Here is a 13,631-nt window from a genome sequence, read left to right on the forward strand (position 1 = left end):
GTATCTTTATCCGTTCGCGATCGCCCGGATAAGATATTTTATGGGGGAAAAATTTTCAGCCCCTCCCTTCCTTCCCTGGTGACCAGTTATGTGGGCAGCGCTGACTAAACAGCTTTGGAAATGGCGTGGAGTCTGGATTACAGCTCCCAGTGCAGCGGGAATTGTGATTTTGCTGCGGCTATTGGGCTGGTTACAACCGTTTGAATGGATGGCGTTGGATCGGAGCTTCCTGCTGCGTCCGACAGAACCCCCCGACACCCGGATTGTGATAATTGGTATTGACGATACAGATATCAAAAATCTGGGGCACTGGCCCATGAAAGATGCTGAATTGGCAAAGCTTCTGGAGCAGGTAAGACAGCAAAAGCCCAAGGCGATCGGCTTGGATCTGTATCGAGATCTTCCCGTAGAACCGGGTCATCAGGCGCTGGTTCAGATTTTCAAAACCACACCAAACCTGATTGGGATTGAGAAAAAAGGAGGGAGAAAAGATATCCCCATTGCCGCCCCGGCAGCCCTGTCAAAGTTGGGGCAGATTGCCTCAAACGATATTTTGCAGGATGGCGACAACCGAATTCGACGGGGATTTCTTTACTGGACTGATCAAGACACAGAGTCATACCTGGAAAGCCTGGGTCTGAGGCTGGCACTCATTTATCTGGCAGGGGAGGGAATCACCCCCCAACCTGCCGCTACTAATCCAGAATATTTGCAGCTAGGGCAGGGTATTTTTCCAATCTTTGAGAAAAATGATGGTAGTTACATCCGGGCAGATGCAGCGGGCTATCAGATTTTGCTCAACTATCGGGGAGGGACAGGTACTATGCATAGGGTTTCTCTAACCGATGTGATGCAGGGTAAAATTGCCCCCGATTTGCTGCGCGATCGCATTGTTTTGATTGGGTCTACGGCTGAAAGTCTGAAGGACTTTTTCCTCACCCCGTTCAGCAGCACTTCCATCATTTCGCCGCAAGTCATGTCAGGGGTTGAAATTCAGGCAAATCTGACCAGCCAGGTGGTGAGCGCTGCCCTGGACGGCCGCCGGAACATCCAGGTCTGGGCTGATTGGGTTGAGCATGGATGGATTGTGGTTTGGTCTTTTGTGGGTGCAACCCTGGGCTGGATAGTGCGATCGCCCCGCTTTGCCATTGCAGGTATGTTTGCCCTGGAGGGAAGCCTGATGGTGGGCTGTTACCTTCTATTTGTGGGTGGTTGGTGGGTGCCGGTGGTGCCCCCGGCGCTGGCATTGGCAGGTTCAGCGATCGTCCTCACTGGCTATGCCGCTTACCAGGAACGGGAAGACCGCCAAACCGTGATGAACTTGTTTGGGCGACATGTTAACCCTGAAATTGCAGAAGCCATCTGGCGTGATCGCGACCAGATTCTCAAACAGGGTCGCATGCCAGGGCAAAAAATGACTGCTACTGTTCTCTTCACCGATATTAAAGATTTCAGTGGTATTACCGAACGCATCGAGCCGGAAGCCTTAATGGAGTGGCTGAACGAATACATGGCAGCCATGAGCGATCTAGTCCTCGATTACAGCGGCATTGTGGATAAATTTATTGGTGATTCCATCATGGCGGTGTTTGGGGTCCTCCTTTCCCAGGGCACCCCGGAGGCGATCGCCGAAGATGCCCAGCAAGCCGTTCGATGCGCGATCTCCATGGCTGCCACGCTGGATACCCTGAATCTGAAATGGCAAAGCCAGGGGCTACCGACCACCAGCATGCGAGTCGGTATTTCTACTGGTATGGTTGTCACAGGCACCGTTGGCAGTCGGCAACGACTTGACTACACCACAATCGGCGATAGCGTCAACGTTGCAGCCCGACTGGAAAGCTATGACAAGTCCTTATCTGGCGGAGTTTGCCGCATCCTGATTAGTGAAGAAACCTATCAACTCCTGAATGATGAATTTTTGACCAAGATTATTGGCACGGCACAACTCCGCGGGCGTGAGCGTCCGACAAAAATTTATCAAGTCTTGACAGAAACACGGAGAAAGGATGACTAAAATAAGTGTATTGAAGGGAAAAAAGTAAAATAAGCATTTACTATATACTTACGTGTTACTTATGTTCTCCGTAAGATTACTGGGTGCAGGCTGCTAGTGGGTTCCCTATTTTTCGATGACTAGAAATCCCTCCCCTTAAAAACTCAGAGGAACACTATGGCTACCCCCCGCTTCTTAATCACCTCCGCCGCTGCTGTTCTTATCTTGCAGTCGCTAAGCTTCCTCAACGCTCCAAGTCAAATCTCATCCCGTAGTTTTCATGGCACCCTGGCGGCTTCCGCTTCAGCCTCCCAAACGGTTTACACTCCTCCCTTGCGTCCCAAGCCAATTCTACGGACTGATAGCACAGGTTCGCGGGGGTGTTTTCAAAAGGATCAACCTGCTCAACTGAGCCTGCTGGTGCCAGAACGCCACATTGGGGAAACCGTTTCAGCCCGTCCCAGCTTTTTCTGGTATTTAGAGAATGCCAAAGTTGCCAAGTTTGCCCTGGTTGAGTTTGGAGTAGCCAAGCCCCTATTTGAGAAGACACTTGAAGCAGACAAAGCCGGAATTATGCGGGTTGATTTGCCGCCGGATGCCCCAGAGTTAGCCGTTGGTAAAGAGTACCGCTGGTCGGTGACCGTTGCCTGTAACCCAAACCGTCCGTCTGACTATGTTGCCTTTAATCAGTCGTTTGTGGCGCGAGTTGCTCTTACCTCTGATCTATCCCGGCAACTAGCCGGCGCAAAGACCACGTTGGAACGTGCCCGCGCCTATGCTCAGAAAGGCTTATGGTACGATGCGTTGGGATCTCTTTCTGATGCCAGTGAGAAAGACCCTACTGCCCACAACGAAATGCTCTTCATGCTGGATCAGGTCGGTTTGTCCAAGGTTACAAAGTACGCCCGTAAAAACGCGCAGGCAATTAATTTGCGTTAGTAGAGTAATCTAAAAGTTCTGCAACGTAGGCTGGGTAGAGCGCCAGCGAAACCCAACCTACGTTGCAGTCAGATGTTGCAAAATAATTACTCACTGCATTAGAATTGACGGCAATACCGCGGCTTCCAGTAACCCTTGAAACAGGCGAATCCCATCGGTTCCACCGATCGCTGGGTCAGAGGCACGCTCTGGGTGGGGCATCATACCCAGAATGTTGCCCTGGCGATTACAGATACCGGCAATGTTGTTTAACGACCCATTGGGATTGCTTGATGGGTCGATTGTTCCATCCATAGTGCAGTAGCGAAATACCACCTGTCCATTTGTTTCTAACTCTGACAGGGTATTAGCGTCAGCGTAGTAGCTGCCTTCACCATGGGCGATCGGGACTGTAATCGTTTCGTCTGGTTGATAGTGTTGAGTCCAGGGTAAATCGGTTCGTTCAACTTTTAGAGGGATGCGATCGCAAACAAAATGCAGATCCCGATTCCGCACCAATGCTCCCGGTAATAGACCCGCTTCGGTCAACACTTGAAACCCATTACAAATGCCTAATAGAAACTTGCCCTGTCGGGCATGGTCAATGGCAGACCTCATCGCTGGTGAAAACCGAGCGATCGCCCCACAGCGTAAGTAATCTCCATAACTAAACCCCCCCGGCACAATCACCACATCCAGATCCGACAAATCGCTATCTTCGTGCCAGACCATCCGGGTCGGTTGGTTCAACAGTGTGCGGGTGACATAGGCAACATCGCGATCGCAATTAGAGCCTGGAAACACAATTACGCCAAACTTCACCGTCACAGCTTATCTCTCCCTTTAATTGACATCTTGATTGTAGGGGATGGAGGAGTTGGGAGTGGAAAGTTGAAAGGTTTTATCAAGCTTAGGATACCGCCCTCGCTCCACTTACAGCTTCCCAGACCTCGGAGGTTTTTCAAAACCTCCGAGGTCTAAGCCTGTTGATAGGCTTCATGCAAAATCAGCCAGTTTCCCTCTGGATCGCAAGCATCAATTTCTCGTCCGTGGGAAGCGGTGATGATTTCACTGAAAGGGGGATAACCCAGATCGCTGAGATGAGCGATCGCGGCTTCCAGATTCCCTACCTCCAAACACAACGCCATTCCAGTGGAAAATTGTTGATTCACTATTGAAGCTTGGCTCACAGCTAAATTACCCCCCTGGCTCCGCCCCCCCTCGCTCCCCTGCCCTCCTCTCGGTCGAAAGATTCCTAATCTCACACCGGGTAAGCGAAATTCAGCATAAATGCCGTTTCTATATATCACAGGCTCCTGGCAGAGAAATTGCTGATAAAACTGAACCAGTTGCTCAAAGTCACAGGCTGCCAGTGTGATTAGTGCATCTGTCACTATTAAGGACATTCGATAAACTCAGACAATAAACCTCACCAACTTAGAAACCCGTAGTTTTTCCTGGAAAAATCTCCAGTTCTCAACTTGGATGAGGTTTAAAGGAGAACCCAAAAAAAACTTTGCTTGAAACCTGGAGTGCCTGATGCCAAACTTTTAGGAAAACGAACTTCCCATTCTATATCGATCTTTAAACCGCCATGACTGAAGCCATTTTTCAGCCCCCATCGATCAATTCCTCTCTATAGGTGAGTGCAAGCTAAAGCGTGACTGGATCAACTATGTAGAAAAGTTTGGTCTGGAATCAGAACATATTCCTGACTTGATCCGAATGGTAACCGATGAGGACTTGAACTGTTCTGGACCGGAGAGTTTGGAAGTATGGGCACCCACCCATGCATGGCGAGCATTAGGGCAACTGAAGGCGGAGGCAGCGATCGCTCCCCTGCTTGAGATGTTTGATGAAATGAGCGAAGACGACTGGTTTAACGAAGAAATTCCAGTTGTCTTTGGAATGATTGGGGCACCAGCGATTCCTGCCCTTCAAACCTTTTTGGCAGACTCATCTCACCTTCCCTTTTCCCGTATTGTCTCAGGACACTGCCTGGAGAAAATCGGTACATTGAATCCCGGTGCTCGGTCAGACTGTGTAGCTGTCCTGACCCAACAGCTTGAGCAGTTCACGAAAACAAGCCCGGAAATTAATGGTTTTCTGGTCAGTTACCTGCTTGACCTTAAAGCTGTAGAATCAGCACCCGTCATGAAACGGGCATTTGCTGCCAAACGAGTCGATTTAAGCATTGCCGGAGACTGGATTGATATCCAGTACGATCTGGGTATGATTAGTCGCTCAGAAGTTTACGAACTCCGCACAGCGCTAGATGCAGAAAAACTAAAAGAGAAAGCTGCCAAGCCCATTGTCCAACCTGCCCGTGGTTTTGGAGGGGCAAAAAGCATTTCCAAAAAAAGCAATAAGAAAAAATAGGCTTAGACCTCCGAAGTTTTTAAAAACCTCGGAGGTCTGGAGGGCTATTTACTCCGCCGTTTTAGAAAAGGCGTTGCTGATTGTGGATATGAATTGAGAGTTGTATGAATTGAAATTTCGTTCCAATTCATACTGCTTTCAGCACCATCTACCAAAACGCAGGTTGGTGACGAATCAAGTTCAAGAACTCTTCGCGGGTTCTTTGGTCTTCCTGAAACGCCCCAACCATTGCACTGGTCACAGTCCAAGAACCAGGCTTTTGCACACCGCGCATCACCATACACATGTGGGTAGCTTCCATCACGACTGCAACCCCTTGAGGCTCAAGAATTTCTTGCACTGCCTCAGCAATTTGGCGCGTCAGACGTTCCTGTACCTGAAGCCGACGAGAATACATCTCAACAATGCGTGCCAGTTTACTCAACCCCACAACCTTTTGGTTCGGGATATAAGCCACATGGACTTTACCCATGAAGGGCAACATGTGGTGTTCGCAGAGGCTGAAGGCGTTAATGTCACGCACCAGCACCATTTCGTTGTGTCCTTCGTCAAAAATTGCGCCGTTCACAATTTCTTCCAGGGACTGCTGATAACCGCTGGTCAGAAATCGCATTGCCTCTGCGACTCGTTTGGGTGTTTTGAGTAAGCCTTCCCGCTCTGGATCCTCGCCAACTCCCAATAGAAGAGTCCTTACAGCATCTACCATGTCATCCTGGATTTCTTCAGGAGGTCTTTGGAGCTTGGGTTCTTGCTGCCCATTCAAAGTGTTGCGATCGGGGCGGGTCTCAAGGGCTGAAGCTTTCATAGAAGAGGGTTGGGAGCCGTTGAAACCGTTAGCAGAAGCGGTAGTCATGGTAATTCAAAGGTAGGGGTGCGTGAACAAATAGACAAGCTACGGCAGAGCCGAAAGTGGATGAGATTCGGCAGAGCCGAAAGTGGATGAGATTTGGCAAAGCCGAAAGGGAACAGGTAGAAACACCAGAAAACTCTAAAACGTACCCACATTGGGCATTAGCCGCAGTTCTTCAATGACCGCCTGTTCAGGTAACCGAACAGTATAAAGAATTGACTGAGCGACAATTTCAGGCGTCAACATGAGAGTGCGGTCAAAATCAGCATGGACTGTATCAGAATCCCAAATCTCTGTATTGACCGAACCAGGAGAAAGGGTCACAACCCTAATGCCGTGGGCGCGTTCTTCTACTGCCAGGGTTTTGGAGAGGGCGACCAGACCAAACTTGCTGACACAGTAGGCTCCCCAATCAGGAAAAACCTGGTGTCCAGCAACGGAGGCAACATTAACAATGATGCCTCGCTGTTGCTGACGCATTCCAGGCAAAACGCCTTGAATGCACTGAAAAACACTGGTCAGGTTGAGGTCAATAACCCGTTGCCAGTCCTGTAAAGAAGTCTCTGCCAGGGAACCTGTATAGCCCATACCGGCACAATTCACTAAAACATCGACTGCACCGAAATCGGCAGCGATCGCCCCCACTCGATCCTTCACCTGAGCCACCTGAGACAGATCAAGAGGATAGACCTTGACCTCTACCCCAAAGTCAGACACTTCACGAGCAACAGCATCCAGCTTGGATTGGGTGCGGCTAACGAGTGCCAGATGAATTCCAGCCTGGGCAAACGCAAGGGCAGTTGCCCTGCCAATTCCACTGCTGGCTCCAGTAATGAGAGCACGCTGTTCTGGTTGGGAAGTCATGAAACAAATTAAGGTCCTAAAGCCTGAAATGTTCTGAGTCTTGCGATCGCGGTGGACATCGCTAACAAACTAGACCGAACTTAAACCTAAAAGAAGCTGATGAATGGGAGATTAAAATCTGAGAAAATTGCTCACAAAAAACCCCGTTCAATCCTTGGCAATCAGATTGCTGGCTGGCGGATTCGCCGTTCACAAGATTCAATAAAAATGACATAGGTATAAAGCCTGCATTAAACTAGCGGTTCATCAACCTTATGTTTGTGAGTCTGGGATCGAAAAGGATTATTATTTTGGGGTTTTCCAACCTACAAAATAATTCTTGACAGAACACTAGCAACAACCACAAACGAACCATCAGCCATCATAGATTGTGAACATTTGTTACAAAACTATTATATCACTCAGATTTTCTGTTTTGGCAGGGAAGTGAACAAGATGGCGAACTATACTCATGCAGAAAGTTCGCTAAAAATCCCCATCACCCTGAATTTTTGATACCGCAGATCTCGCCGCTGTTGTCCTGTTATCTGGGTCAAATCGTTCAGGTGCCGCAGTAGTGCCTCACGCAAAATTTCGGTGGTTTTCAGCGGGTCAGAGTGAGCACCCCCAACTGGTTCCGGCAAAATCTCATCAATAATGCCCAGTTGCTTTAAGTCTGGAGCTGTAATCTTCAATGCTTCGGCTGCTTGAGAGGCTTTCCCGGCATCCCGCCACAGGATAGCTGCGCAGGCTTCTGGTGGTGCAACGCTGTAGACCGCATGTTCCAGCATCAACAGGCGATCGCCGACACCAATGCCCAATGCCCCCCCAGAACCACCTTCCCCAATCACGGTACAGATGATGGGCACCTCAAATCGAAACATCTCGCGCAGGTTGTAGGCGATCGCCTCTCCTTGCCCAAACTCCTCGGCTTCCAATCCTGCCCAGGCAGCCGGAGTGTCAATGAACGTCAGAATCGGCATTCCAAATCGATTGGCATGATCCATCAAGCGGATCGCTTTGCGGTATCCTCCGGGTGATGCCATGCCAAATTTGCGCGCAATATTGTCTTTCGTATCCCGTCCTTTCTGCTGACCCAGCATCATCACCGGACGACCCGCCAAACGGGCAACCCCACCTACGACTGCGGGATCATCAAAGCCACCGCGATCGCCGTGCATTTCGATCCACTCATCGCTGATTGCCTGAATATAGTCAAGCGTACTGGGACGGCGAGGATGACGGGCGACTTGAAGCCGCTGGGAAGGAGACAGGCTACTAAAAATTTCTTGCCGAAGTTCCATTGCCCGTGACTCAAGCTGCTGAATCTCATCGGAGACATCGACGTCATTTTCTTCAGCAAGTTCACGAATCTGGGTAATCCGTGCCTCTAGTTCTGCCAGTGGTTTTTCAAAATCAAGAAGAATCGGTTTGCGTTCGGTCGTTGCCATAGTGGGGGAATTTAGAAATCAGGAGCGAGGAGTGAAAATACAGCACATTCACACCATTGTCATTTTAAGAGGTTGTGGAGACACTCCACGCTCTAAGGGCTAACTCCTGACTTGATGTTCCTCCAGCAATAGAGGTCTAAACCCATGTTTGACCGATGCTCCACCAATCTGCTCCATTTTTTCAGCCGTAATCCGATTCCGTCCCCAAGAAAAATTGGTGTGCCACTTTTCAAACTCCAGCAGCATAGATTCTGCAAAGCAAGCAAACAACTGGCGAGCGGGCACATTCATATTGACGATGGTCATGATTTTCCAGTCGATATCCAGAGAATGTTCCACAATGCCACCATTCAAAACATGCACCTGAGGATGATGGATTTTGGTCGCTAAATTTTTGGGATAACCACCATCAATCAATAAGCAAGGGTGCTTCAGGGCAGAAGGATCAATTTCAACTCCTTTGGGCATACTGGCAACCCATACAATAATGTCTGCCTGCGGCAGCGCCTCAGCTAACTCCATAATTTTGCCCCGTCCCAGTTCCTCTTCCAGCGCTTTTAGCCGCTCCTGGTTGCGAGCAATCAGCAATAGGTCTGCCACATCGGTCCGTTCATTTAACCAGCGGCAGACCGCACTGCCAATGTCTCCAGTAGCTCCACAAACGGCAACGGTTGCCTTGGAGAGGTCAATTCCTAGCTGCTTGGCTGCGTGCTCGACTTGACGGCAAATGATGTAAGCCGTGTGGGTATTGCCGGTTGTGAATCGTTGAAAGTCTAGAATTACATTGCGAACTTGCTTGATCTGCTCCAGATTGAAATTCTCAAAAATAATCGATGAAAACCCGCCCAAAGCTGTGATGTTGATACCATGCTTCTGAGCGTGTGCCATTGCATTAATTACCTTGCGAGTCGCGGCTTTAATCCGTCGAGCAGCCAACATTTCTGGTAAAAAACATGACTCGACGTATTTACCTTCAATGATTTGACCCGTAAGGCTTGTTACTTTGATGGTGTCAACGATTTGTGGCGGTGCGCTGCACCAAAAATCCAGTCCTTGATCCGCGTACTCTGGATAACCTAATTCCTTAGCAACTGCCTGGGCATGTTCCAGGCTGGTAAGATGACCGATTAGACCGAACATGGACAACTCTATAAATTGTATGGAATGGATTGAAGCAAGGTGTATGAAGAGCAAACGTCATAAAAACGGAAGGGATAGTACCTAAAGCTACCAATCCATTCCCAAATCTGGGATGAGCAATGATATGAACTTCTGATAGGAATGATTAATTGGCTTGATACAAGCTGAGGACGAGCTTTTCACTAGCATAAATAACACTGTGCGTGGAAGACTCCACGCAACCCCGTCCCCATAAACCCATTGATCAGATGGTTGCCAGCCCCATCGCAGATAGGCGCATGACATCGCGATTGCTAAATCCGATATTGCCTAATGCCTGGCCGTATTCGATCATGAAATCTTCAACCAGTGCATCTTTTTCCATACCAAGAACGCGGGCATCGTCTTCCACCTGGTTGAGCATTTGCCAGACAATCGGCAAATTCTGGCGATTAGCGATTTCTAACTCCTCTTTTGAAGATTCGTAGTTGGCTTTTAGCCATTCTTCTCCAAAGTTGAGGTGACTATACTCATCTTTGACAACCCCTTCGGTGATTTTGCGGGCAAAGTCATCCGCGACAGGGATATAGATGTTGTAAGCGGCGATCGCAAAGCATTCGATCACCAGAGATTGAATTAACAGACAAGTCACAACCTTGTTCTGAGCAGCGGCATCCTGAAAGTTTTGATGTAACCGGGAGAAAAACTGACGGGCAAACTCCATATCTGGTGTTACGCTCAAATTCCGCCCACAGGCTTCAAATCCCTTTTTGTGACGGCTCTCCATCTTTGCCAGATTGAGTAGGCTATCTTTACTTTCTGGCAGCAACTCTGCCAGCTTCAGGTAGTTCTCGTTTGCCTCTTGTTCACCTTCAATTACGATCGCATTAATTCGACTGTAGGCATCTTTGTAGGTTTCACTCTGGAAGTCGATCGCTGCTGTAGCCTCAAGCTGCGGCATAGGTCTCTTATCTCCTCACAAATATAGCCGATACCCAACTCGGCGCTAGGACAGTAGGTTCAGGATAAAGGGGGTGTCTTTAACTGAAAGATGTCAAACTCATACTTGTATCACTTTAGCTCGTTACATGAAGGAAATCGACTAACCAGCTCAAGATTCAGCCACGATTTCCAAACTTAAGAACTTAGGGTTTCCTGACTGAATATTTTCTCTCCCTCCTTAATTGTCAAGTTACCGACCATGCCTGAAACTCAACCTGGTTCTACTCCCTTCGCTAGCCAGAGAATTCAGTTTAACCGATCGTCCCTACTTAGCTTGACGCTACTGACTATTGGGGCTGGCTTGGTATTGCTGCCCCTGGTCGTTGTGATCGTTACCTCTTTTTCATTACCCGAAGTAATTCCCGGAATGCCAAAAACAGGCTGGACCTTGCAGAATTATCAGAATGCCTGGTCCAAAGGAAATTTTTTGGTTGCCTTTGCTAACTCAGCCCTGGTTGCGATCGCCGTCACCGGGTTTCAAATGATTACTTCAGCCCTGGCAGGTTATGCCCTGGCGCGGCTTCGGTTTCGGGGTAGGAAAGCGATTTTGCTGATTGTTCTGGCAACGCTGGTGATTCCCTTTCAAATGCTGGTCATCCCAATTTTCCTGGTGCTGAAGTGGGGGCACCTGATCAACACCTATGCTGCCTTGATTTTGCCCACTGCTGTGAATGGGTTCAGCATCTTTTTGATGACCCAATATTTTCAAACGATTCCGGTTGAACTGGAGGAATCCGCCGCGATCGATGGGGCGAACCGACTGCAAATTCTGTGGCGAGTCATGTTACCTCTAGCACGTCCGGCGCTGGTGACACTATTTCTGTTTACGTTTATTGGGGAGTGGAATGACCTGTTTAAGCCTCTAGTCTTTACCACCCGACCAGAGCTAAGAACAGTCCAGCTTGCCCTAGCAGAGTTTCAGGAACAGTTTACCAATAGCTGGTCGCTGATGATGGCGGCTGTGGTAATTGCCACCGTTCCGGTTGTTTTACTCTTCCTGTTGGGGCAACGCCAGTTTATTCGAGGTATTGCGACGACTGGGATTAAGAATTAGGTGGTAGGGGTCAGGAGTCAGAGGTCAGGTGGTAGAGATCCCCAGGGCAGAATAAAGGTCGTAGGAAAGGGGGAAGGGGTTAGAGTGGTTGGTTGTAAGTGGTTGGCTGTTAGTAACGGATGAAGCTACTGATTAGTAATGATGATGGTGTTTCTGCTTTGGGGCTTCGTTCACTGGCGAACCGTTTAGCGGAAGCAGGACATGAGGTAACCGTAGTCTGCCCTGACCAGGAGCGATCGGCGACAGGGCATGGGCTGACCCTGCATCAACCAATCCGGGCAGAGGTTGTGGAGTCTCTATTTCATCCAGCAGTCAAAGCCTGGGCATGTTCTGGCACTCCGGCGGATTGTGTCAAGCTGGCGCTTTGGGCATTGTTAGACAGTCCCCCCGATCTGGTGCTGGCTGGTATCAACCACGGCTCTAACCTGGGTACGGATGTCCTCTACTCTGGAACCGTTTCCGCTGCAATGGAAGGTTTGATTGAGGGAATTCCCAGTATTGCCTTCAGCCTGTGTAGTTTTATATCCCGTGACTTTGAACCCGCTGCTGCCTTTGCCGTATCCCTGGTTGACCAGTTTGCTCAGCAGCCTCTTTCCGAGCTATTGCTGCTGAATGTAAATGTGCCAGCGGTGGAGGCAGGGGCGATCGCGGGAGTCACTATCACCCGCCAGGGCATTCGACGGTATGTAGATGTGTTTGAAAAGCGGATTGACCCGCGCGGCAAAACCTACTACTGGCTGGCTGGCGAACTATTAGAAGACGTGGAAGAAACCTCAGACCTGGCAGAGCAAGCCCCCACAGATGTACAAGCAATCCGAGACAACTACATCACGATTACTCCTTTACAGTACAACCTGACTTCAGGCACGGGAATCGGAAGTTTACAGCAGTATCGGTTTTTGGTGGAGTGAGGGAGCCTCTCCTTAGCATCGCACTCCCTCCCATGCTCCAGCCCTGTTGAGCCAGCGTGAAGGAGCGTCCACCCCATACAAAACACCTACTCTCCTGGGACGAATGGTTGATTGCCAATGTCCATACCACGCTCAGACCAAGACTCTCCCTGGAAGGACATTTTGCGCCTCTACTTTCAGGAATCGATCGCCTTTTTCTTCCCTGACTTGCATCCCTTGATTGACTGGAAGCAACCACCAGAGTTTCTGGACAAAGAATTCCAGCAGATTGCCCCCGATACGGAAACGGGCAAACGCTATGCTGATCTGCTGGTCAAAGTTTGGCGTAAACGAGGGAAGGAACTGTTCTTACTGCTGCATGTCGAGGTGCAAGCCAAACCAGAAGCTAATTTTGCCGAACGGATGTTTGTTTATGCCCTGCGGATCTTTGATCGATTTCGCCAGCCTGCGGTCAGTTTAGCCATCTTGTGTGATGCCAGGGCAGATTGGCGACCGAACCGTTATGAGTTCAGCTATCCCGGCACACATCTGTCGTTTCAGTTCGACACCGTCAAACTCCTCGACTACCAGGCCCAATGGGCAACCTTAGAAGTCAGCCCTAATCCCTTTGCCACGGTAGTGATGGCGCATTTGAAGGCACAGGAAACGAAGCGTCATGCCAGCCAGCGTAAGGAGTGGAAACTGAGCCTGGTTCGGCGCTTGTATGAAGCGGGCTACAGCCGTCGGGACGTGGTGAATCTGTTCAAGTTCATTGATTGGGTTATGATTTTGCCAGAGGGGTTAAAGCAAGCATTCTGGTTAGAGTTGAAGGCTTACGAGGAGGAACGCAAGGTGCCCTACATCACAAGCGTGGAAGAAATTGGCTTTGAGCGTGGCATCCAACAAGGGCGGCAACAAGGACAGCAAGAAGGGCAGCGATCGCTGATTCTGCTGCTGTTGGAGCGACGAGTTGGGCAGTTACCGGATGACATCCGCGATCGCATTTACCAGTTGAGCCTGACCCAGCTAGAGGCACTGGCGATCGCTCTGCTGAATTTCTCCACCCTTGCCGAACTGGAGATTTGGCTAGAAAGCCATTAGCTGAGGGCTGCACTGCGATCTCATCTCC

At 49.5% G+C, this 13,631-nt stretch carries 13 protein-coding genes; 6 read left to right on the top strand and 7 right to left on the bottom strand.

Annotated elements, in window-relative coordinates; genetic code table 11:
- Nucleotides 1-88 precede the first annotated feature (88 nt).
- Nucleotides 89-2,017, top strand: a complete 1,929-nt coding sequence (locus tag AC1S52_RS01920) for a CHASE2 domain-containing protein (RefSeq protein ID WP_482027354.1) — start codon at nt 89-91, stop codon at nt 2,015-2,017.
- Nucleotides 2,018-2,173: 156 nt separating this feature from the next.
- Entirely contained in the window at nt 2,174-2,935 is a 762-nt protein-coding gene (locus tag AC1S52_RS01925) for a DUF928 domain-containing protein (RefSeq protein ID WP_482027355.1), read from the top strand.
- Between the two features lie 90 nt (nt 2,936-3,025).
- On the opposite strand, the gene purQ is transcribed toward AC1S52_RS01925, so the two are convergent.
- Entirely contained in the window at nt 3,026-3,742 is a 717-nt protein-coding gene (gene purQ / locus AC1S52_RS01930; RefSeq protein WP_482027356.1) for a phosphoribosylformylglycinamidine synthase subunit PurQ, read from the bottom strand.
- A gap of 149 nt (nt 3,743-3,891) precedes the next feature.
- Nucleotides 3,892-4,320 (bottom strand): VOC family protein, encoded by a 429-nt coding sequence (locus tag AC1S52_RS01935; RefSeq protein ID WP_482027357.1) that lies wholly within the window; start codon nt 4,318-4,320, stop codon nt 3,892-3,894.
- Nucleotides 4,321-4,639: 319 nt separating this feature from the next.
- Between AC1S52_RS01935 and AC1S52_RS01940 the strand changes: the two genes are divergently transcribed.
- On the top strand, nt 4,640-5,293 hold the full coding sequence (locus tag AC1S52_RS01940) for a HEAT repeat domain-containing protein (RefSeq protein WP_482027358.1): 654 nt from the start codon (nt 4,640-4,642) through the stop codon (nt 5,291-5,293).
- 148 nt (nt 5,294-5,441) lie between these two features.
- On the opposite strand, the gene folE is transcribed toward AC1S52_RS01940, so the two are convergent.
- From folE to AC1S52_RS01965, 5 genes are all read right to left on the bottom strand, one after another.
- A complete protein-coding gene (gene folE, locus AC1S52_RS01945) occupies nt 5,442-6,146 on the bottom strand; it encodes a GTP cyclohydrolase I FolE (RefSeq protein WP_482027359.1) in 705 nt (234 codons plus the stop codon).
- A gap of 135 nt (nt 6,147-6,281) precedes the next feature.
- On the bottom strand, nt 6,282-7,007 hold the full coding sequence (locus AC1S52_RS01950; protein WP_482027360.1) for an SDR family oxidoreductase: 726 nt from the start codon (nt 7,005-7,007) through the stop codon (nt 6,282-6,284).
- Nucleotides 7,008-7,456: 449 nt separating this feature from the next.
- Entirely contained in the window at nt 7,457-8,437 is a 981-nt protein-coding gene (locus AC1S52_RS01955) for an acetyl-CoA carboxylase carboxyltransferase subunit alpha (protein WP_482027361.1), read from the bottom strand.
- A gap of 99 nt (nt 8,438-8,536) precedes the next feature.
- On the bottom strand, nt 8,537-9,577 hold the full coding sequence (locus AC1S52_RS01960; RefSeq protein ID WP_482027362.1) for a long-chain acyl-[acyl-carrier-protein] reductase: 1,041 nt from the start codon (nt 9,575-9,577) through the stop codon (nt 8,537-8,539).
- 244 nt (nt 9,578-9,821) lie between these two features.
- The gene (locus AC1S52_RS01965) at nt 9,822-10,517 is read right to left on the bottom strand and encodes an aldehyde oxygenase (deformylating) (RefSeq protein ID WP_482027363.1); all 696 of its coding nucleotides are present in this window, start codon (nt 10,515-10,517) and stop codon (nt 9,822-9,824) included.
- 240 nt (nt 10,518-10,757) lie between these two features.
- Here AC1S52_RS01965 and AC1S52_RS01970 point away from each other — a divergent pair, with 240 nt between their 5' ends.
- The 3 genes from AC1S52_RS01970 to AC1S52_RS01980 all read left to right on the top strand — a co-directional run bounded on the left by AC1S52_RS01970 (nt 10,758) and on the right by AC1S52_RS01980 (nt 13,603).
- Nucleotides 10,758-11,612: a carbohydrate ABC transporter permease gene (locus tag AC1S52_RS01970; protein ID WP_482027364.1), complete on the top strand. Its 855-nt coding sequence runs from the start codon at nt 10,758-10,760 to the stop codon at nt 11,610-11,612.
- Between the two features lie 119 nt (nt 11,613-11,731).
- On the top strand, nt 11,732-12,523 hold the full coding sequence (surE, locus tag AC1S52_RS01975; RefSeq protein ID WP_482027365.1) for a 5'/3'-nucleotidase SurE: 792 nt from the start codon (nt 11,732-11,734) through the stop codon (nt 12,521-12,523).
- A gap of 117 nt (nt 12,524-12,640) precedes the next feature.
- Complete coding sequence (locus tag AC1S52_RS01980; RefSeq protein WP_482027366.1) at nt 12,641-13,603, top strand: DUF4351 domain-containing protein; 963 nt, start codon at nt 12,641-12,643, stop codon at nt 13,601-13,603.
- Nucleotides 13,604-13,631: the final 28 nt, after the last annotated feature.

It is taken from the genome of Kovacikia sp. CALU 1929 (assembly GCF_056784235.1).

What these genes read in the sequence shown, in the direction of transcription:
- AC1S52_RS01980 (WP_482027366.1), top strand. Translation starts at nt 12,641, where the DNA reads ATGTCCATACCACGCTCAGACCAAGACTCTCCCTGGAAGGACATTTTG.
- AC1S52_RS01955 (WP_482027361.1), bottom strand. Translation starts at nt 8,437, where the DNA reads ATGGCAACGACCGAACGCAAACCGATTCTTCTTGATTTTGAAAAACCA.
- AC1S52_RS01960 (WP_482027362.1), bottom strand. Translation starts at nt 9,577, where the DNA reads ATGTTCGGTCTAATCGGTCATCTTACCAGCCTGGAACATGCCCAGGCA.
- AC1S52_RS01970 (WP_482027364.1), top strand. Translation starts at nt 10,758, where the DNA reads ATGCCTGAAACTCAACCTGGTTCTACTCCCTTCGCTAGCCAGAGAATT.
- folE (WP_482027359.1), bottom strand. Translation starts at nt 6,146, where the DNA reads ATGACTACCGCTTCTGCTAACGGTTTCAACGGCTCCCAACCCTCTTCT.
- AC1S52_RS01935 (WP_482027357.1), bottom strand. Translation starts at nt 4,320, where the DNA reads ATGTCCTTAATAGTGACAGATGCACTAATCACACTGGCAGCCTGTGAC.
- AC1S52_RS01920 (WP_482027354.1), top strand. Translation starts at nt 89, where the DNA reads ATGTGGGCAGCGCTGACTAAACAGCTTTGGAAATGGCGTGGAGTCTGG.
- AC1S52_RS01965 (WP_482027363.1), bottom strand. Translation starts at nt 10,517, where the DNA reads ATGCCGCAGCTTGAGGCTACAGCAGCGATCGACTTCCAGAGTGAAACC.
- AC1S52_RS01940 (WP_482027358.1), top strand. Translation starts at nt 4,640, where the DNA reads ATGGTAACCGATGAGGACTTGAACTGTTCTGGACCGGAGAGTTTGGAA.
- AC1S52_RS01925 (WP_482027355.1), top strand. Translation starts at nt 2,174, where the DNA reads ATGGCTACCCCCCGCTTCTTAATCACCTCCGCCGCTGCTGTTCTTATC.
- AC1S52_RS01950 (WP_482027360.1), bottom strand. Translation starts at nt 7,007, where the DNA reads ATGACTTCCCAACCAGAACAGCGTGCTCTCATTACTGGAGCCAGCAGT.
- surE (WP_482027365.1), top strand. Translation starts at nt 11,732, where the DNA reads ATGAAGCTACTGATTAGTAATGATGATGGTGTTTCTGCTTTGGGGCTT.